This is a genomic window from Pyxidicoccus sp. M15 (assembly GCF_056858435.1).
This window is the reverse complement of the sequence record NZ_CM166495.1, coordinates 6,423,768-6,444,832: the sequence shown is the minus strand read 5'-3', so window position 1 is coordinate 6,444,832 and position 21,065 is coordinate 6,423,768. Positions and strand designations below refer to the sequence as shown.

The following is a 21,065-nucleotide window of genomic DNA, read 5'->3' as shown; positions in this document are numbered from 1 at the left end:
ATTCCAGCAATTCGTCCACATCGGGGGGGCCCTCGGGCCCCTGCCTTGTCTGTTCTTTTTTTCAAGAGAGTGACGCGGACATGCAGAACTCGTTGAAGGATCGGTTGGCGGCGTTGTCTCCGGAGCAGCGGCAGCAGCTCGCGCAGCTCTTGAAGCAACAGGGTGCGTCGAGTTCGAACACGCTGTTCCCGCTCTCGCAGAACCAGTGGGGCCTGTGGTTCCTGTACCAGCTGGCGCCGGAGGCCGCCGCGTACAACGTGGCGCTGCCCATCCGCGTCCACGCGCCCGTGGAGCTCAGGGCCATGGAGCGCACCCTGGAGCGCATGGCCGCGCGCCACGCGGTGCTGCGGACGACCTACGAGACGACGGCCGAGGGTCCCCGCCAGCGGGTCAACGAGCGGCAGGGCATCGCGCTCGAGCAGCACGACGTGGCGGACGTGACGGACGCCCAGCTCTTCGTCCACATGCGCAAGAGCTACCTGCGTCCGTTCGACCTGCAGCACGGCCCGGTGGCGCGGCTGGACATCTTCTCCGTCGGGCCGGAGGACCACGTCCTGCTGCTCGTCATCCACCACATCGCCACGGACCTGTGGTCGATGGCGATGTTGCTGGAAGAGTTGCAGCAGCTCTACCGCGAGGAGACGGGCGGCGCGAAGGCGGAGCTGGCGCCGCTGCCGTTGGACTACGCGGGCTACGTGCGCCAGCAGCGGGAGATGCTGGACGGGCCGCGCGGGGGGAAGATGGAGCAGTACTGGCTGGGCGAGCTCCAGGGCGGCCCCCAGCCGCTGGACCTCCCGGCGGACCACCCCCGCCCCCCGGTGTGGACGTTCCGGGGCGCGGTGCATGAGCTGAGCTTCGGCCCGGAGCTGTCCGCCAGCGTCCGGGCGCTGGCGCGCGCCGAGGGAAAGACCGTGTTCGCGGTGATGCTCGCGGCCTGGCAGGCGCTGCTGCACCGCTACACCGGACGCACCGACATCATGGTGGGCACGCCCATGTCGGGCCGCACGCAGCCCGACCACCAGCGGCTGTCCGGGTACCTGGTCAACTTCGTGGTGATGCGCGGCGACCTGGAGGGCGACCCCACCTTCCGCGAGCTGACGGAGCGGCTCTACCGGAAGGTGCTGGGCGCACTGGAGCACCAGGACTTCCCCTTCCACCGGCTGTCCGAGCGGCTGGGGATGAAGCCGGACTCGAGCCGCCCGCAGTTCATCGAGGCGGGCATCTCCGTGGACGCGATGCTGCGCCTGCCCGGCCTGGGCGCGGGCTCGTCGCTGCCCGGCGAGCCGGTGCCCTTCTTCGCGCAGCAGGACGGCCAGCTCGACGTCCACCTGCACCTGGTGGACACGGGCTACGACATGATGGGCGCGCTGCGCTACTCGGCGGACCTGTTCACGCCGCAGACCGCGGCGCGCATGGTGACGCACCTGCGCCGGCTGCTGGAAGGCATCGTCCGCGCCCCCAACGCGCGCGTGTCCGAGCTGCCGCTGCTGGCCGAGGACGAGCGCCGCCGGCTGATGGTGGACTGGAACGCCTCCGCCGTGGCCCTGCCCGCCGAGCCCCTGGCGCACCACGTCTTCCACCAGCAGGTGGAGAAGGCGCCGGACGCGCTCGCCGTCGTCGCGGGGGGCGTGTCCCTCACGTACCGTCAGCTCCAGCAGCGCGCGCGCCAGCTCGGCGGGCACCTGCGCTCGCTCGGCGTCGGCGTGGAGAGCCGCGTGGCGCTGTGCCTGGAGCGCGGCACCGCGGACCTCGTGGTGGCCATGCTCGCCACCCTGGAGGCGGGCGGCGCCTTCCTGCCGTTGGACCCGGCGCATCCGCCGGAGCGCCTGGCGTACCTGCTCCAGGACTCCGCCGCGCAGGTGCTGCTGACGCACCGCGAGCTGAAGGAGAAGCTCCCCGCTCACGGCGCGGTCGTCGTGTGCCTGGACGTGGAGTCGGAGGCCCCGTCGCAGAAGGCTGAGACGGCGGCGGCCCCCGCCCTCTCGCCGGACGACCTGGCCTACGTCATCTACACGTCCGGAAGCACGGGGCGGCCCAAGGGCACGCTGCTGCACCACCGCGGCCTCGTGAATACGGCGCTGGCGGCGGCGGCCAGCCTGCGCCTGGGGCCCGGGGAGCGCGCGCTGCAGCTCGCGTCGCCGGCCTTCGACGCGTCGGTGTGGGAGGTCTTCTCCGTCCTGCTGTCCGGGGCCACGCTGGTGCTGGCGTCGCGCGAGCAGCTGATGCCGGGCGACGAGCTCCAGGCGCTGCTGTCCGCCGAGCGCATCACCGCCATCACCTCCACGCCGACGGTGCTCTCACGCCTCCAGCCGGAGGCGCTGCCCGAGCTGCGCACGGTGGCCTCCGCCGGTGAGGCCCTGCCTCCGGCCCTGGCGCGCCGCTGGGCCGAGGGCCGCTTGATGCTGAACGCGTATGGCCCCACGGAGACGACGGTGTGCGCGTCGGTGACGCCGGGCCCGGTGGACCCGGACCGCATCACCATCGGCCGGCCGTTCGCGAACACGCGGCTGTACGTGCTGGACGCGCGGCTGCGGCCGCTGCCCGTGGGCGTGCCGGGCGAGCTGTACATCGGCGGCACGGGCGTGGCCCGGGGCTACCTGGGGCGGCCGGAGCTGACGGCGGAGCGCTTCGTCCCGGACGCCTTCGGCACGGAGCCCGGAGCGCGGCTGTACCGCACGGGCGACCGGGCCCGGTGGCTGCCGGACGGCGAGCTGGAGTACCTGGGCCGCCTGGACTTCCAGGTGAAGGTGCGCGGCATCCGCATCGAGCTGGGCGAGGTGGAGTCCGAGCTGGTGAAGCACCCCGCCGTGAGCGACGCGGTGGTGGTGGCGCGCGAGGACGCGGAGGACACGCGGCTGGTGGCCTACGTCGTCGCTCCGGACGTGGACACCGCGGCCCTGCGCGCCTGGCTGCGCGAGCGCCTGCCCGAGTACATGGTGCCCACGGCCTTCGTGGCCCTGGAGCAGCTGCCGCTGACGCCCAACGGCAAGCTGGACCGCAAGGCCCTGCCCGCGCCGGCGGCGGCCCAGCCGGTGTCCGTGGACCCGTCCGAGGCCCCGCGCTCGCCGGTGGAGCAGCTGGTGGCGGACGCCTTCGCGGAGGTGCTCGGCCTGCCGCGCGTGGGCGTGAATGACGACTTCTTCGCGCTCGGAGGCCACTCGCTGCTGGCCACGCGCGTGGTGTCCCGCATCCGCGCCAGCCTGGGCCTGACGCTCACGCTGCGCAGCCTCTTCGAGTCGCCCACCGTCTCGGCGCTCGCCCGGAACCTGGCGGCCTCCGCGACGAAGGCGCAGGCGCCCGCCCTGGTCCGCGCCTCGCGCGACGGCGCCCTGCCCCTGTCCTTCGCCCAGCAGCGCCTCTGGTTCGTGGACCAGCTCATCCCCGGAGACGCCGCGTACAACATCCCCGCCGCGCTCTGGCTGTCCGGCCGGCTGGACGTGGAGTCGCTGCGCCGGGCCTTCGAGGAGCTCGTCCGCCGCCACGAGGTGCTGCGCACCACGTTCACCGTGAAGCACGGCGAGCCGGCGCAGCTCATCCACCCGCCCGCGCGCTTCGAGCTGCCGGTGGTGGAGCTCTCCGCCGAGTCCACGCCGGAGTCTCGCGACGAGGCGCTGCGCCGCTGCCAGGACGAGGCGCGCCAGGCCTTCTCCCTCTCCGAGGGCCCCCTGCTCCGCGCCTCGCTGATGCGGCTGGGCGACGAGGAGCACGTGCTGCTCATCAACATGCAGCACATCATCTCCGACGGCTGGTCCGTGGGCGTGCTGGTGCGCGAGCTGGCCACGCTCTACGGCGCCTTCCAGGCCGGCCGGGCCTCCCCGCTGCCGGAGCTGCCGGTGCAGTACGCGGACTACGCCGTCTGGCAGCGCGACTGGCTGAAGGGCGAGGTGCTCGCCTCGCAGCTCGGGTGGTGGAAGGAGCAGCTCCAGGGCATCGCCCCGCTGGAGCTGCCCACGGACTTCGCGCGCCCCGCGGTGCGGCGCCAGCGCGGCGGCATGGTGGGCGTGGCCTTCCCGAAGGCGCTGGCCGACGGCCTCCAGAAGCTGGCCCGGCAGGAGGGCGCCACGCTCTTCATGGTGCTGGTGGCGGGCTTCCAGGTGCTGCTGTCCCGCTACTCCGGCCAGAAGGACGTGACGATTGGCACGCCCATCGCGGGCCGGAGCAGCCAGGAGCTGGAGTCGCTGCTCGGCGTGTTCGTCAACACGCTGGTGCTGCGCGGGCGCATGGAGGACCGGCCCACGTTCCGCACCCTGCTGTCCCGGGTGAAGGACATGACGCTGGGCGCCTTCGCCCACCAGGACGTCCCGTTCGAGAAGCTGGTGGAGGAGCTGGAGCCCACGCGTGACTTGTCCCGCCAGCCGCTCTTCCAGGTGATGTTCGCCCTGCAGAACGCGCCCCTGGGCGACCCGGCGCTCCCGGGACTCTCCGTGCGCCTGCAGGAGATCGACAACGGCACGTCCAAGTTCGACTTCACGCTGTCCCTCGCGGAAACGGCGCAGGGGCTGGGCGGCTACCTCAACTACGACGCGGACCTCTTCGAGGCCGCCACCATGGAGCGGCTCGTCGCTCACTACCAGCGGCTGCTGGAGGGCGTCTGCCGGACGCCGCAGCAGCGGGTGGACACGCTGGCGCTGATGACGGAGGCGGAGCAGCGCGAGGTGCTGGTGGAGTGGAACGCCACCGGGACGGAGTTCCCGCGCGAGGCGTGCGTGCACTCGCTCTTCGAGGCGCAGGCGGAGCGCACGCCGGAGGCCGTGGCCATCGTTTCCGGCGACGAGACGGTGACGTACGCGCAGCTGGAGCACCGGGCCAACCGGCTCGCACGCCGGCTGGTGGGCATGGGCGTGGGGCCCGAGGTGCGCGTGGGCATCTGCATGGAGCGCTCGGTGGACCTGGTGGTGGCGATGCTCGCCATCCTCAAGGCCGGCGGCGCGTACGTGCCGCTGGACTCCGCGCACCCGTCCGAGCGGCTCGCGTACATGCTGGCCGACAGCGGCGTCCCCATCCTCCTGACGCACGGCACGCTGGGTGAGGGGCTGGAGGCCCCCGGCATCCTCCCGCTGAACCTGGACACGGAGCAGCCCGTCCTCAACGCCCTGCCCCACCAGCGCGTGCGCTCGCACGTCACGCCGGACGGGCTGGCGTACATCATCTACACCTCCGGCTCCACGGGCCGGCCCAAGGGCGTGGCCGTGCACCACCAGGCCATCGTCCGGCTGGTGATGGAGACGGACTACGTCCGGCTGACGCCCGAGGACCGGGTGGCGCAGCTGTCCAACACCTCCTTCGACGCGGCGACCTTCGAGGTGTGGGGCGCACTGCTGAGCGGCGCGCGGCTGGTGCTGGTGCCCCGCGACACGGCGCTGGTCCCCGCGGACCTGGCGAAGGCCGTGCGCGACGGTGGCATCACCACCCTGTTCGTGACCACGGCGCTCTTCAACCGCATGGCGCGCGAGTACCCGGAGGGCTTCGGCACCGCGAAGCACGTGCTCTTCGGCGGCGAGGCGAGTGACCCGGAGGCGGTGCGTCGCCTGCTGGAAGCGGGTGCACCGCGGCGCCTGCTGCACGTGTACGGCCCGACGGAGACCACCACCTTCGCCACGTGGCACCGGGTGGAGTCGGTGGACCTGCGGGAGCGGAGCATCCCCATCGGCCGGCCCCTGGCGAACACCACGGGCTACGTCCTGGATGCGGCCCTGCGGCCGGTGCCGCGGGGCGTGGTGGGCGAGCTCTTCCTGGGCGGCGAGGGCGTGGCGCGCGGCTACCACGAGCGCCCGGAGCTGACGGCGGAGAAGTTCATCCCGGACCCGTTCTCCACGGAGCCGGGCGCGCGGCTGTACCGCACCGGAGACCTGGTGCGCCTGCGCTCCAACGGGGCCATCGAGTTCATCGGCCGGGTGGACCACCAGGTGAAGCTGCGGGGCTTCCGCATCGAGCTGGGGGAGATTGAAACCGCGCTCCAGAAGCACCCCGGCGTCACGGAGGCGGTGGTCGTGGTGCGCGAGGTGCACGGCGACCGCAAGCTGGTGGCGTACCTGATGGCGGTCGAGGGCCAGTCCCCCACCCCCGCCGAGCTGCGCGAGCACCTGGCGGGCACGCTGCCGGACTACATGCTGCCGGCCGCCTTCGTCACCCTGGCCGCCTGGCCGCTCAACGCGAACGGCAAGGTGGACCGCAAGGCCCTGCCCGCGCCGGAGGGTGAGCACGCCGCCCTCGCCGTCGAGGCCGGCGTCGCGCCGACCACGCCGGTGCAGCAGCTGGTGGCGGACGCCTTCGCGCACGTCCTGGGGCTGCCCGCCGTGAGCCTGGGCGATGACTTCTTCACGCTGGGCGGCCACTCGCTGCTGGCCACGCGCGTGGTGTCCCGCCTCCGCGACAGCCTCGGCGCCGAGCTGCCCCTGCGCCTGCTCTTCGAGGCCAGCACCCCGGGCCGGCTTGCGGAGCGCATCGAGGCGCTCGGGCTGACGGGCACGCGGCTCCCGCCGCTGGTGCCGGCCTCGCGCGAGCGGCCCCTGCCGCTGTCCTTCGCCCAGCAGCGCCTGTGGGTCGTGGACCAGCTCATGCCGGGCGACGCCTCGTACAACATGCCGGTGGCCCTGTGGCTCACCGGCGCGCTGGACGTGGAGTCGCTGCGCCGGGCCTTCGAGGCGCTCGTCCACCGTCACGAGGTGCTGCGCACCACCTTCGCGGTGGGCCCGGAGGAGGGCCAGCCGGTGCAGGTCATCCACCCGCCCGCACGCTTCGAGCTGACCGGGGTGGACCTGTCCTCCCTGTCCGACGCCGAGGCTCGCGCGGAGGTGCAGCGCCGCGCCATGGAGGACGCACGCGCGCCCTTCTCCCTCTCCGAGGGCCCGCTGATGCGGACCTCGTTGCTGAAGCTGGGCGAGCACACGCACGTGCTGATGCTCAACACGCACCACATCATCTCGGACGGCTGGTCCGTGGGCGTGCTGGTGCGGGAGCTGGGCGCGCTGTACGTGGCCTTCCACGCCGGCCAGCCCTCGCCGCTGCCCCAGCTGCCGGTGCAGTACGCGGACTACGCCGTCTGGCAGCGTGGCTGGCTCCAGGGCGAGGTGCTCGACTCGCAGCTCGGCTGGTGGAAGCAGCAGCTCGCCGGGCTGGAGCCGCTGGAGCTGCCCACCGACTTCCCCCGTCCCGCCGTGCGCCGCCAGCGGGGCGGCACGGTGGCCGCGCGGTTCCCCAAGGCGGTGGCGGAGGGCCTCAAGACGCTGGCCCGGCAGGAGGGCGCCACGCTGTTCATGGTGCTGGTGGCCGGCTTCCAGACGGTGCTCGGACGCTACGCCGGGAAGAAGGACATCGCGGTGGGCACCCCCATCGCGGGCCGCCGCACGCAGGAGCTGGAGTCGCAGCTGGGCATGTTCATCAACACGCTGGTGCTGCGCGCCAGCCTGGAGGGCAACCCGACCTTCCGTGAGCTGCTGGCCCGGGTGAAGGACTCCACGCTGGGCGCGTACGCCCACCAGGACATCCCCTTCGAGAAGCTGGTGGACGTGCTGGAGCCCACGCGCGACTTGTCCCGCCAGCCGCTCTTCCAGGTGATGTTCGTCCTCCAGAACGCGCCCACGAGCGCGCCCGAGCTGCCCGGCATCTCCGTGCGGCTCCAGGAGCTCGACAACGGCACGTCCAAGTTCGACCTCACCGTCTCCGTGCAGGAGACGGCGGACGGGCTGGAGGGCACGTTCAACTACGACGCGGACCTCTTCACGGCCACCACCGTCGAGCGCATGGTGGGCCACTTCGGGCGGCTGCTCGAGGGCGTGGCCACCTCCGCGGACCAGCGGCTGGCCGAGCTGCCGATGCTGGCGGACGCCGAGTGGATGCTGCTCGCGGCTGGTGGGAACCCCAAGGCCGCCGACTACTTCAGCGACGCGTCGCTCTCGTCCCTCTTCGAGGCCCAGGTCGCGCGCACGCCGGACAACGTCGCCGTGGTCTACGAGGAGCAGCACCTCACCTACCGGCAGCTCGACGAGCGGGCCAATCGCATCGCGCACCACCTGCGCTCGCTGGGCGTGGGCCCCGAGGTGCCGGTGGGCCTCGCGGTGGAGCGCTCGCTGGAGCTGGTGGTGGGGCTCATGGCCATCCTCAAGGCCGGCGGCGCCTACCTGCCGTTGGACCCGGCCTACCCGAAGGACCGCCTCGCCTTCATGTGCGAGGACACCCGCGTGCCGGTGGTGCTCACCCAGCGCCACCTGCGTGACGAGGTGCCCACCGGTAACGCCCGCGTGCTCTGCCTGGACGACGCGTCCCCGGCCTGGGCCGATGAGCCCACGCACGCGCCGGTCTCCGGCGTGCAGCCGCACAACCTGGCGTACATCATCTACACCTCCGGCAGCACCGGCCGCCCCAAGGGCGCGCAGATCGAGCACCGGCAGGTGGTGCGCCTGTTCCGCGCCACGGACGCGTGGTTCGACTTCGGCGCGAAGGACGTGTGGACGTTGTTCCACTCGTACGCCTTCGACTTCTCCGTGTGGGAGCTGTGGGGCGCGCTGCTCTACGGCGGCAAGCTGGTGGTGGTGCCCTTCGAGGTGAGCCGCACCCCGGCGGACTTCCACGCGCTGCTGCGCCGCGAAGGCGTCACGGTGCTCAACCAGACGCCCTCCGCCTTCCGTCAGCTCATCCACCACGAGGAGCGCTCGGGCGAGCACGAGGGGCTGTCGCTCCGCTACGTCATCTTCGGCGGCGAGGCGCTGGAGTTCGCCGGCCTGCGCCCCTGGTACGCGCGGCACAAGGAGGACGCGCCCCGGCTCGTCAACATGTACGGCATCACCGAGACGACGGTGCACGTGACGTACCGGCCGCTGTCCGAGGCGGACTCGCGCGAGGCGCAGGGCAGCGACGTGGGCGTGCCCATCCCGGACCTGAAGGTGTACGTGCTGGACGAGCACATGCAGCCGGTGCCGGTGGGCGTGCCCGGAGAGATGTACGTGGGCGGCGCGGGCCTGGGCCGCGGCTACCTGGGCCGGCCGGAGCTCACCGCCCAGCGCTTCGTGCCGGACCCGTTCTCCACGGTGCCGGGAGCGCGGCTCTACCGCAGCGGCGACAAGGCGCGGTGGCGGGAGAGCGGCTCGCTGGACTACCTCGGCCGCCTGGACTTCCAGGTGAAGATCCGCGGCTTCCGCATCGAGCTGGGAGAGATTGAGACCGCGCTGCTCTCGTACCCGGGCGTGCGCGAGACGATGGTGCTGGCTCGCGAGGACGAGCCGGGCCACAAGCGCCTCGTGGCGTACGTCGTCCCCTCTCCCGTGGCGGAGGGGGCGGAGCCTGTCGCCCTGGATGTGACGGCGCTGCGCGGCCACCTCCAGCAGCGGCTGCCCGACTACATGGTGCCGGCGGCCTTCGTCGTGCTGGAGGCCATGCCCCTCACCCACAACGGGAAGATTGACCGCAAGGCGCTGCCCGCGCCGGACGCGTCCAACAACGCCCAGGTGGGCTCGAACTTCGTCGCGCCTCGCGACGAGGTGGAGCAGAAGCTGGCCGACATCTGGGCCGCCGTCCTGCGCCTGCCCCGCGTCGGCATCCACGACAACTTCTTCTCCCTCGGCGGCGACTCCATCCTCAGCCTCCTGGTCGTCTCCCGCTCGCGCCAGGCTGGCTTCCCCCTCACCGCACGGCACCTCTTCCAGCACCAGACGGTGGCTCAGCTCGCCGTCGCCGCGCGCACCGCCTCCGCCCTGGCCTCCATCGACCAGGGCCCCGTCACCGGCCCCGTCCCGCTGACGCCGGTGCAGACGTACTTCCTCCAGCACCAGGCCTCCCACCCGCACCACTTCAACCAGTCGCTGCTGCTGGCCGCGCACCAGCCGCTGCAGCTGGACGTGCTGGACAAGGCCCTGCGCACCCTGCTCGTCCGCCACGACGCCCTGCGCCTGCGCTTCTGCAAGCAGGACGACGGCAGCTGGGCCCAGGACAACGCCGCCGTTGACGAGGCGCCGCTGCGCCTGGAGCACCACGACCTCTCCGCGCTGCCGGCCTCCGAGCAGCTCACCGCGATGGATGCGCATGCCACGCGCCTGCAGTCCTCCTTCGACCTGGGCCAGCCGCCGCTGCTCTGCGCCGCCCTCTTCCAGCTGGCGGGCTCCCAGCGGCTGCTCATCTGCGTGCACCACATCGTCGTGGATGCCGTCTCCTGGCGCGTGCTGCTGGAGGACCTCCAGACCGCCTACCAGCAGCTGGCGAGAGGCGTTGAGCCCTCGCTGCCTCCGAAGACGACGTCCTTCCAGACCTGGGCGAACAAGCTCCAGCAGTACGCGAAGTCCGACGCGATGAAGCAGGAAGCCCGGACGTGGCTGCGGCACGTCGCCACGCCTCCGGCGCCCCTGCCCACCGACAGCGCCGGCCTCAACACCTACGCCTCCGTGCGCACCGTCACCCTCACGCTGGACACCGAGGAGACGCGGGCCCTGCTGCGCGAGGTGCCCACCGCGTGGCGCGGCAACATCCAGGACGTGCTGCTCACCGCCCTGGCCCAGGCCCTCTCCGACTGGACGGGCCAGCAGGACGTGTGGGTGAACCTGGAAGGCCACGGCCGCGAGGACTCCCTCATCGAGGGCGTGGACCTGTCCCGCTCCGTCGGCTGGTTCACCAGCATCTACCCCGTGCACTTCCCCATCGCTCGCGGCGGGACGGCGGGTGACGGCATGCGCGCGGTGCGAGAGTCGCTGCGCCACATCCCCCACCACGGCGTGGGCTTCGGCATCCTCAAGTACCTGGGCCCGGACGAGGTCAGCGCCCCCCTGCGCGCGCTGCCCACGCCGGAGGTGGCCTTCAACTACCTGGGCCAGCTCGACGCCTCCTCGGATGCCAACGCCATCCTCTCCCTGTCCAACGACCCGTCCGGCGCGCACTTCGCGCCGGAGGCGATCCGCATGCACCCGCTGGAGCTCAACGGCTCCGTGCTGGACGGGCGCCTGAGCGTCCTCTTCATCTACAGCGAGAACCTGCACGCGCGGACCACCATCGAGGCGCTGTCCCAGGGCTTCCTCACGCACCTGCGCGCCCTCATCACCGAGAGCCGCTCCGACGACGCGAAGCGGCCCGGCACCGCGGACTTCCCGCTCGCCACGCTGACCCAGCCCGCGCTGGACGCACTGCTCCAGCAGGAGGGCGCCGGTGTCGAGGACCTCTACCCGCTCTCCCCGCTCCAGCAGGGCCTGCTCTTCCACACCGTGCTCTCGCCCGAGTCCGGCGTGTACTTCGAGCAGCTCGCGTGGACCGTCAGCGGGGCCGTGGACATGGCGCACTTCCGCCGGGCCTGGCAGGCGCTCATCGACCGCACGCCCGTCTTCCGCACGAGCTTCGCCTGGTCCGACCTCGAGTCGCCGCTCCAGGTGGTGCACGCGCACGCGGAGCTGCCGTGGGAGCAGCTCGACTGGCGCTCCCTGCCCGAGGCCGAGCAGAAGACCCGCTTCGCCCAGCTCCTGAAGGATGACTGCGCGCGGGGCTTCGACCTGCGCAAGGCCCCGCTGATGCGGATGACGGCGGTGCGCCTGAACGAGGACACGTGGCGCTTCCTGTGGAGCCACCACCACCTGCTGCTCGACGGCTGGAGCCTCAGCCCCGTGCTCCAGGATGTCTTCACCCTGTTCGACGCCTCCGCCTCGGGCCGTGAGCCCAGGCTGCCGGCCCGGCCGCCGTACCGCGACTACATCTCCTGGCTGCAGCGTCGCGACACGGAGGCGGACGACGCCTTCTGGCGGGCCGCACTCCAGGGCTTCAGCTCGCCCACCCCGCTGCCGGCCGACACCCACGCCACCGTCCCCGAGGGCCAGCACGCCGCCCAGCACATGCTGGAGGTGGCGCTCACGCTGGAGCAGTCGAACGCGCTCCAGGCCTTCGCGCGCCAGCACCAGCTCACGCTGTCCATCCTGATGATGGCGGCCTGGGGCTTCGTCCTCGGCCGTCACAGCGGCGAGCAGGACGTCGTCTTCGGCAACACCGTGGCGGGCCGTCCGCCCGAGCTGCCCGGCGCCGAGGACATGGTGGGCCTGCTCATCAACACGCTGCCGGTGCGCATCCCGCTCCCGGACGCGTCCACGTCCGTGCCCGCGTGGCTGCAGGGGCTCCAGGCCACGTACCAGCAGTCCCGCAACCACGAGCACACGCCGCTGGCGCGCATCCAGTCGCTGGCGCCGGTGCCCCGGGGCACGCAGCTGTTCGAGTCCCTGCTGGTCTTCGAGAACTACCCCATCGACGACTCGCTCACGCAGCGCACGTCGGCCATGTCGGTGCGGGACGTGGAGGGCGTGGAGCGCACCAACTACCCCATCACCGCCACCATCCTCCCCGGCCAGAAGCTGCGCCTGCGCCTCACCTTCGAGGAGCCCCGCTTCGCGCGGGCCAACATGGAGCGCGTGCTGGAGCAGTGGCGCCTGGCGCTGCTGTCCCTCGCGGCCCCGGAGACGCGGAACCTCGGGGACGTGACGATGATGGAGGCCGAGGAGCGGCGCCGCGTCGTGGTGGAGTGGAATGCCACGGACGCCGCGCTCCCCGCGGACCTCTGCGTCCCGCAGGCCTTCCACCAGGTCGTGGAGCACATGCCGGACACCCCCGCGCTCGTCGCGGGGGACGTGTCCCTCACGTTCCGTCAGCTCCAGCGGCGTGCGCGTCAGCTCGCGCACCGGCTGCTGTCGCTCGGCGTCGGCGCGGAGGGCCGCGTGGCCCTGTGCCTGGAGCGTGGCAGCCCGGACCTCGTGGTGGCCATGCTGGCCGCGCTCGAAGCGGGTGGCGCCTTCCTGCCGCTGGACCCGGCGCACCCGCCCGAGCGGCTGAAGTACTACCTGGAGGACTCCGCCTCGAAGGTGCTGCTGACGCACCGGTCTTTGGTGGAGCGCCTGCCGGCGCACGGCGCGCAGGTGCTGTGCCTGGACGAGGAGTCCGAGGCCCTGTCCCGCCTGCCAGACACCGCTCCGGCGGCGAGCGTCGCGCCGGAGAGCCTCGCGTACGTCATCTACACGTCGGGCAGCACGGGGCGGCCCAAGGGCACGCTGCTGCACCACCACGGCCTCGTGAACACGGCGCTGGCCATCATCCAGGGCCTGCGCATCCAGCCGGGCCAGCGTGCGTTGCAGCTCGCGTCGCCCGCGTTCGATGCGTCGGTGTGGGAGGTCTTCTCCTCGCTGCTGTCCGGAGCCACGCTGGTCCTGGCCACGCGCGAGCAGCTCCTGCCCGGTGAGCCGCTCCAGGCGACCCTGGCGCAGCAGCGCATCGAGGTGCTGCTGGCGACGCCCACGGCCCTGTCCACGCTCCAGCCCGAGGCGCTGCCCGAGCTGCGCATGGTGGCGTCCGGTGGCGAGGCCTGCTCCCCCGCGCTGGCGCGGAGCTGGGTGAAGGGCCGCACCTTCGTCAACGCCTACGGCCCGACGGAGATCACCATCGTCGCGACGATGACCCGGGGCTCCATGAACCCGGAGCGCCTGAGCATCGGCCGGGCCATCCCGAACGCGCGCCTGTACGTCCTGGACTCGGCACTGAGGCCGCAGCCCATCGGCGTGCCCGGAGAGCTGTACATCGGCGGCGTGGGCGTGGCCCGGGGCTACCTGGACCGCCCGGAGCTGACGGCCGAGCGCTTCATCCCGGACCCGTTCAGCACCGAGCCCGGAGCGCGCCTCTACCGCTCGGGAGACCGCGTGCGCTGGACGGAAGACGGCGAGCTCGAGTACCTGGGCCGCGTCGACTTCCAGGTGAAGCTCCGCGGCCTGCGCATCGAGCTGGGGGAGATTGAAGCCGCCCTGATCGACCAGCCTTCCGTCCACGAGGCGGTGGTGCTGGTTCGCGAGGATGCCCCGGGAGACAAGCGCCTCGTCGCCTACGCCGTCCCGAAGCCCGGCGCCGAGCTGGACCTCGCGGCCCTGCGCAACGCCCTCAAGCAGCGGCTGCCCGAGTACATGGTGCCCTCGGCCTTCGTCGTCCTGGCCGCGCTGCCCCTGAACGCGACGGGCAAGCTGGACAAGAAGGCCCTGCCGGCGCCGGACGCCACGCAGCAGCTCCCGCAGGGTGAGTACACCGCGCCCCGAGACGAGGTGGAGCAGAAGCTGGCCGACATCTGGGCCGCCGTCCTGCGCCTGCCCCGCGTCGGCATCCACGACAACTTCTTCTCCCTCGGCGGCGACTCCATCCTCAGCCTCCTGGTCGTCTCCCGCTCGCGCCAGGCCGGCTTCCCCCTCACCGCTCGTCACCTCTTCCAGCACCAGACGGTGGCCCAGCTCGCCGTCGCCGCGCGCACCGCCTCCGCCCTGGCCTCCATCGACCAGGGCCCCGTCACCGGCCCCGTCCCGCTGACGCCGGTGCAGACGTACTTCCTCCAGCACCAGGCCTCCCACCCCCACCACTTCAACCAGTCGCTGCTGCTGGCCGCGCACCAGCCGCTGCAACTGGACGTGCTGGACAAGGCCCTGCGCACCCTGCTCGCGCACCACGACGCCCTGCGCCTGCGCTTCCGCAAGCAGGACGACGGCTCCTGGGCCCAGGACAACGCCGCCGTTGACGAGGCGCCGCTGCGCCTGGAGCACCACGACCTCTCCGCGCTGCCGGCCTCCGAGCAGCTCTCCACGATGGAGGCTCACGCCACCCGCCTGCAGTCCTCCTTCCACCTGGGCCAGCCGCCGCTGCTCTGCGCCGCCCTCTTCCAGCTGGCGGGCTCCCAGCGGCTGCTCATCTGCGTGCACCACATCGTCGTGGATGCCGTCTCCTGGCGCGTGCTGCTGGAGGACCTCCAGACGGCCTACCAGCAGCTGCTCAAGGGCGCTCAGCCCTCGCTGCCTCCGAAGACGACGTCCTTCCAGACCTGGGCGAACAAGCTCCAGCAGTACGCGAAGTCCGGCGCGCTGAAGCAGGAAGCCCAGCGGCACTGGCTGAAGCACGCCGCCACGCCTCCGGCGCCCCTGCCGGTGGACCACGAAGGCCCCAACACCTTCGGCTCCGCCCGCACCGTCACCCTGGCCCTCGACTCCGAGGAGACGCGGGCCCTGCTGCGCGAAGTGCCCACGGCCTGGCGCAGCAACATCCAGGACGTGCTGCTCACCGCCCTGGCCCAGGAGCTGGCGGAGTGGACGGGACAGCCCGACGTGTGGGTGAACCTGGAAGGCCACGGCCGTGAGGACTCGCTCGTCGAGGGCGTGGACCTCTCCCGCTCCGTCGGCTGGTTCACCAGCATCTACCCCGTGCACCTGTCCATGCCCCAGGGCGGCACGCCGGGTGACGGCGTGCGCGCGGTGCGTGAGTCGCTGCGCCACGTGCCCCACCACGGCGTGGGCTTCGGCATCCTCAAGTGGCTGGGGCCCGACGCGCTCAGCGCTCCGCTGCGCGCTCTGCCGCTGCCGCAGGTGGCCTTCAACTACCTGGGCCAGTTCGACGGGGCCTCCGACACGTCGGCCATGCTCTCGTTCGCCAGGGAGTCCGCCGGCACCGAGGTCCCGAACGAAGCGCTCCGGATGCACCCGCTCGAGGTGGGCGGCTCCGTGCGCGAGGGCCAGCTGCAGCTCACGTTCGCGTACAGCTCCAACCTGCACCGCGAGGCCACCATCCAGGCGCTGGCCCAGCGGTTCCTCGCGCGGCTGCGCACCCTCATCACCGAGAGCCACACCGACGACGCGAAGCGCCGGGGCACGGCGGACTTCCCGCTCGCCACGCTCACCCAGCCGACGCTCGACACGCTGCTCCACGACGGCATCGAGGACCTCTACCCGCTGTCCCCGCTCCAGCAGGGCCTGCTCTTCCACACCCTGCTGTCTCCCCAGTCCGGCGCCTACTTCGAGCAGCTCGCCTGGACGGCCAGCGGCTCCGTGGACGTCGCCTGGTTCCGGAAGGCGTGGCAGGCGCTCATCGACCGCACGGCCATCCTCCGCACGGGCTTCGTCTGGGACGGCGTGGATGCGCCGCTCCAGGTGGTGCACGCGCACGCGGAGCTGCCGTGGGAGCAGCTCGACTGGCGCTCCCTGTCCGCGCCGGAGCAGAAGGCCCGCTTCGCCGAGCTCCAGGCCGAGGACCGTCGTCGTGGCTTCGACCTGCGCCGGCCGCCGCTGATGCGGATGACGGCGGTGCGCCTGGCGGACGACACGTGGCGCTTCCTGTGGAGCCACCACCACCTGCTCCTGGACGGCTGGAGCCTCAGCCCCATCCTGCAGGACGTCTTCATCCTCTTCGACGCCTTCGCGTCCGGCCGCACGCCGAAGCTCCCCGCGCGCCCGGCGTACCGCGACTACATCGCCTGGCTGCAGCGCCGCGACACGGCGGCGGATGACGCCTTCTGGCGCACCACGCTCCAGGACTTCACCGCGCCCACCCCGCTTCCCGCGGACACCCATGCCGCGCCGTCGGCGGGCGTCCAGGCCCGGCAGCAGACGCTGGAGCTCCCGCTCACGCAGCAGCAGTCCGCCGCGCTCCAGGCCTTCGCGCGCCAGCACCAGCTCACGCTGTCCACGCTGACGATGGCCGCGTGGGGCTTCGTACTCAGCCGTCACAGCGGTGAGCAGGACGTGGTCTTCGGCAACACCGTGGCGGGCCGCCCGCCCGAGCTGGCCGGCGCCGAGGCCATGGTGGGCCTGCTCATCAACACCGTACCCGTGCGCGTCCACGTGCCCGCCGCGGCCACGCCCGTGGCCACGTGGCTGGAGCAGCTCAAGTCCCAGCAGCAGCAGACGCGCAACCACGAGCACACGCCGCTGGTGCACGTCCAGTCGCTGTCGCCGGTGCCGCGCGGCACCGCGCTGTTCGAGTCCCTCCTCGTCTTCGAGAACTACCCCATCGACGAGGCGATGGAGCAGCGCACCAGCGCCATGTCGCTGAAGGACGTGGAGGGCGGAGAGCACACCCACTACCCCCTCACCGCCCTGGTGATTCCGGGCCGCACCACGAAGCTGCGCCTCACCTACGAGGAGCCCCGCTTCGAGCGCGAGAGCGTCCAGCGCGTCCTGGAGCAGTGGAGCCGCGCGCTGCTGTCGCTCGTCGCGCCCACGACGAGCACGCTCGCGGACGTCACCATCATGGACGAGCAGGATCGCCAGCGCGTCCTGGTCGAGTGGAACGCCACCGACCTGGACTTCCCGCGCGACGCCTCGCTCGCCTCCCTCTTCGAGCAGCAGGCCGCCCGGACGCCGGACGCGGTCGCCGTCATCGCGGGCGAGGAGTCGCTCACCTTCGCCGAGCTGGACGGGCGCGCCAACCGGCTCGCGACGCTGCTGGGCTCGCTGGGCGTGCGTGAGGAGACGCCGGTCGGCGTCTGCCTGGAGCGCGGGCTCGACCTGGTCATCTCGCTCCTGGCCATCCTGAAGGCGGGAGGCCACTACGTCCCGCTGGATCCGGCCTACCCGAGCCAGCGCCTGGGCTTCATCCTGGAGGACTCGCGGGCGGCCCTCGTGCTCACCCGCGCCGCCCTCGCGTCGGTGCTGCCCGAGAACTCGGCGCGCATGCTGTGCGTGGACTCGGACGAAGTGCAGGCCAGCGCCGCCGCGCCGTCGGCCGTGCTGCCCCGGGTCTCCAGCCACCAGCTCGCGTACCTCATCTACACGTCCGGCTCCACGGGCCGTCCCAAGGCCGTGGCCATCGAGCACCGCAACGCGGTGGCCTTCCTGGCCTGGGCACGCACCATCTTCCCGCCCGAGGTGCTCGCCGGCACGCTGTTCGCCACGTCCATCAACTTCGACTTGTCCATCTTCGAGCTGTTCCTCCCGCTGACCACGGGCGGCACGGTGGTGGTGGCGGACAACGCCCTGGCCCTGCCCACGCTGCCGGCTGCGCACCGCGTGACGCTCGTCAACACGGTGCCCTCCGTCATGGCGGAGCTGCTGCGCTCGGGACCGCTGCCCCAGAGCGTGCGGGTGGTGAACCTGGCCGGTGAGCCGCTGTCCACGTCCCTGGTGCGCCAGCTCTACGCGCAGCCCCACGTCCAGAAGGTGTACGACCTCTACGGCCCGTCCGAGACGACGACGTACTCCACCTACGCCCTGCGCCAGTCGGACGGACCGGCCACCATCGGCCGTCCCGTCGGGAACACGCAGCTCTACGTCCTCGACGACCAGCGGCAGCCGGTGCCGGTGGGCGTGCCCGGAGAGCTGTTCATCGGCGGCGAGGGCGTCGCGCGCGGCTACCTCGGCCGGCCGGAGCTGACCGCCGAGCGCTTCGTCCACAACCCCTTCAAGCCCACGCCCGGTGCGCGCATGTACCGCACGGGAGACCGCGTGCGCTGGAAGGCGGACGGCACGATGGAGTACCTGGGCCGTGTCGACTTCCAGGTGAAGATCCGTGGCTTCCGCGTGGAGCCGGGAGAGGTGGAGACCGTCCTCTGCTCGCACGAGGACGTGCGCGAGGCCGTCGTCGTGGTCCGCGAGGACCTTCCGGGAGACAAGCGCCTCGTCGGGTACGTGGTGCCCAGGGCCACCACCGCCAGCGTGGCGTCCATCCGGACCTTCCTCCAGCAGAAGCTGCCGGAGCACATGGTGCCCTCGGCGCTCGTCGTCCTGGACGCGCTGCCGCTGTCGCCCAACGGCAAGGTGGACCGGCGGGCGCTGCCTGCGCCGACGCAGGGGGGCTCGGACGTGGCGCACGTCGCTCCGCGCGACTCGCTGGAGCTGGCCGTGGCCCGGGTCTTCGAAGAGGTGCTCGGCGTCCCCTCGGTGGGCATCCACGATGACTTCTTCTCGCTGGGTGGCCACTCGCTGCTCGCGGTGCGCCTCATGGGCCTGCTCCGCGAGCGCACCGGACGCAAGCTGCCGCTGGCCGCCCTCTTCCAGGCGTCCACGGTGGAGCAGCTCGCCGTCCTCGCGCGGCGCGAGCCCGCGCAGTGGACGCCGCTCGTCCCCATCCAGACGGGCGGAGACCTGCCGCCCTTCTTCTGCGTGCACCCGGTGGGCGGAGGCGTGCTCACCTACGCCGCGCTGGCGCGGGAGCTCGGGCCGCGGCAGCCCTTCTACGGACTGGAGGCCCAGGGGCTCGACGGCGCGGAGTCGCCGCTGGAGTCCATCCTGGAGATGGCCTACTTCTACATCGAGGCCATCCGCACCGTTCAGCCGCACGGCCCGTATCGACTGGGCGGCTGGTCGCTCGGCTCGGTCATCGCCTTCGAGATGGCGCGGGCGCTGCGCCTGCGCGGCGAGGAGGTGGAGGTGCTGGCCCTCATCGAGCCCAGCCCCACGGCCTACGCCCGGGGCGAGCCCGTGCCGGACGCCTCCGCGCTGGCGGGCCTCTTCGAGGCGGATCCTGCCCGGCAGGCGGCCGTGTCCGAGGAGCAGCGGCAGGCGCTGGAGCGCGTCTTCACGGCGAACCTCGGCGCGCTCCACGCCCACACCCTGAAGTCGCAGGCGGGTGCGCTGACGCTGCTGCTGGGCGCGGACACGCAGGGCCTCCAGGGGGACAGCGCGGCGCGTGGCTGGGATGCGCTCGTCGACACCGTGGACGTCGTCACCCTGCCCGGCGATCACCACTCCCTGCTGAGCGCTCCGAACGTGGAAGCGCTGGCTCGCGTCCTGGCCTCCGTGCTGTCAAAAGCCGGAGCGGACGCGACCGACACCGAGACTCCGCGCCGGGTGGGCTGAGCCCCCGAGCGACCCACCCTTCACATGACTGCCTCCATGAACCCGACTCCACAGTCCGCAGCCCCCCGCCCGACGCGCGCGTTCGGCCTCACCTGGCTGGGCCAGGTCGCCTCGCTCGTCGGCTCGGGCGTGACGCACTTCGCGCTCGGCATCGAGATCTACAAGCGCTCCGGCTCCGTCACGCAGTTCTCGCTGCTCACCTTCTTCTACCTGCTGCCCATGGCGCTGGTGTCGCCGCTGGCGGGCGCGCTGGTGGACCGGTGGGACCGGCGCAAGGTGATGCTGCTGAGTGATTTGGGCTCTGGCATCGCCTCCCTCTGCATCTGGGGGCTGCTCCAGGCCACCGCCTCGGGAGCCTGGACGCTCCAGTCCTGGCACTTCTACGGCCCCATCATCCTCAGTGCGCTGTTCAACGCCTTCCGCTGGCCGGCCTTCCAGGCGAGCACGACGCTGATGGTGCCGAAGGAGCAGCTGGCGAGGGCCAACGGCTTCGTGGAGCTGGCCTCGGGCGTGGGGCAGCTCGTGTCTCCGGTGCTGGCCGGCGTGCTGCTCTTGAAGATTGGGTTGGAGGGCATCGTCCTGATGGACCTGTGCACCTTCGCCTTCTCCATGGTGACGCTGCTGATGGTGCGCTTCCCGAAGCCGCCGGTGTCCGCGGAGGGCGCGGCAGCGCGTGGCTCGCTCTGGAAGGAGATGGGGCTGGGCTGGCGCTTCATCCGCTCGCGGCCGGGGCTGGTGGGGCTTTTGGGGCTGCTGGCGGTGGTCAACATCGTCATGGGCATGGTGATCGTGCTCATCACCCCGCTCATCCTGAGCTTCACGGACGCGGCGACGCTGGGGAAGGTGATGTCCCTGTCGGGGCTGGGCATGCTCGTCGGTGGCGTCGCGATGGGCGTCTGGGGCGGGCCGAAGCGCCGCATCCACGGCGTGCTCGGCTCCGTGATGCTCGCGGGCCTGCCGCTGATGCTGGCGGTGCTGCCGCCGAGCCCGTTGCTGATGGGTGTCTGCGCGGCGCTGTTCCTCTTCAACATCCCCATCGTGTCGAGCTGCGCGCAGACCCTCTGGCAGAACAAGGTGCCGCCGGACGTCCAGGGCCGCGTGTTCTCGGTGCGGCGCATGGTGAACCTGCTCGCCGCGCCGGTGGCGTCCGTGCTGGCCGGCGTGCTGGCCGACACGTTCTTCGAGCCGTGGATGGCGAAGGACGGAGCGCTCGCGAACAGCGTGGGACAGGTGGTGGGAACGGGCACGGGGCGCGGCATCGCGCTGCTGTTCGCGGTGATGGGCGCCGTGCTCGTCGCGCAGGCGATTGCCGCCTGGCAGAACCCGCACATCCGCAACCTGGAGGAGGAGTTGCCGGACGCGGAGCCCGGGCCGACCGCCGCGGTGGCCCAGCCCGCGAGCTGACATAAGCATCCTCAAGTCGCGAATGCACCTGCCTGCTTGGTCGGCCAGCAACCTGGCCGATTGCCTTCGCTCTTCACAAGCAGGAGGTGTCAGGCTTGCGGCCTGCAGCCGTCACTT

At 72.1% G+C, this 21,065-nt stretch carries 2 protein-coding genes; both read left to right on the top strand.

The window, feature by feature from the left end:
• The first annotated feature begins 80 nt into the window (after positions 1-80).
• Positions 81-19,544 carry a non-ribosomal peptide synthetase gene (locus ACX9TP_RS24165; protein ID WP_482982090.1) on the top strand — a complete coding sequence of 6,488 codons (19,464 nt, stop codon included), beginning with the start codon at positions 81-83 and terminating at the stop codon, positions 19,542-19,544.
• Positions 19,545-19,580: 36 nt separating this feature from the next.
• On the top strand, positions 19,581-20,948 hold the full coding sequence (locus ACX9TP_RS24160) for an MFS transporter (protein WP_482982089.1): 1,368 nt from the start codon (positions 19,581-19,583) through the stop codon (positions 20,946-20,948).
• The last annotated feature ends 117 nt before the right edge of the window (positions 20,949-21,065 follow it).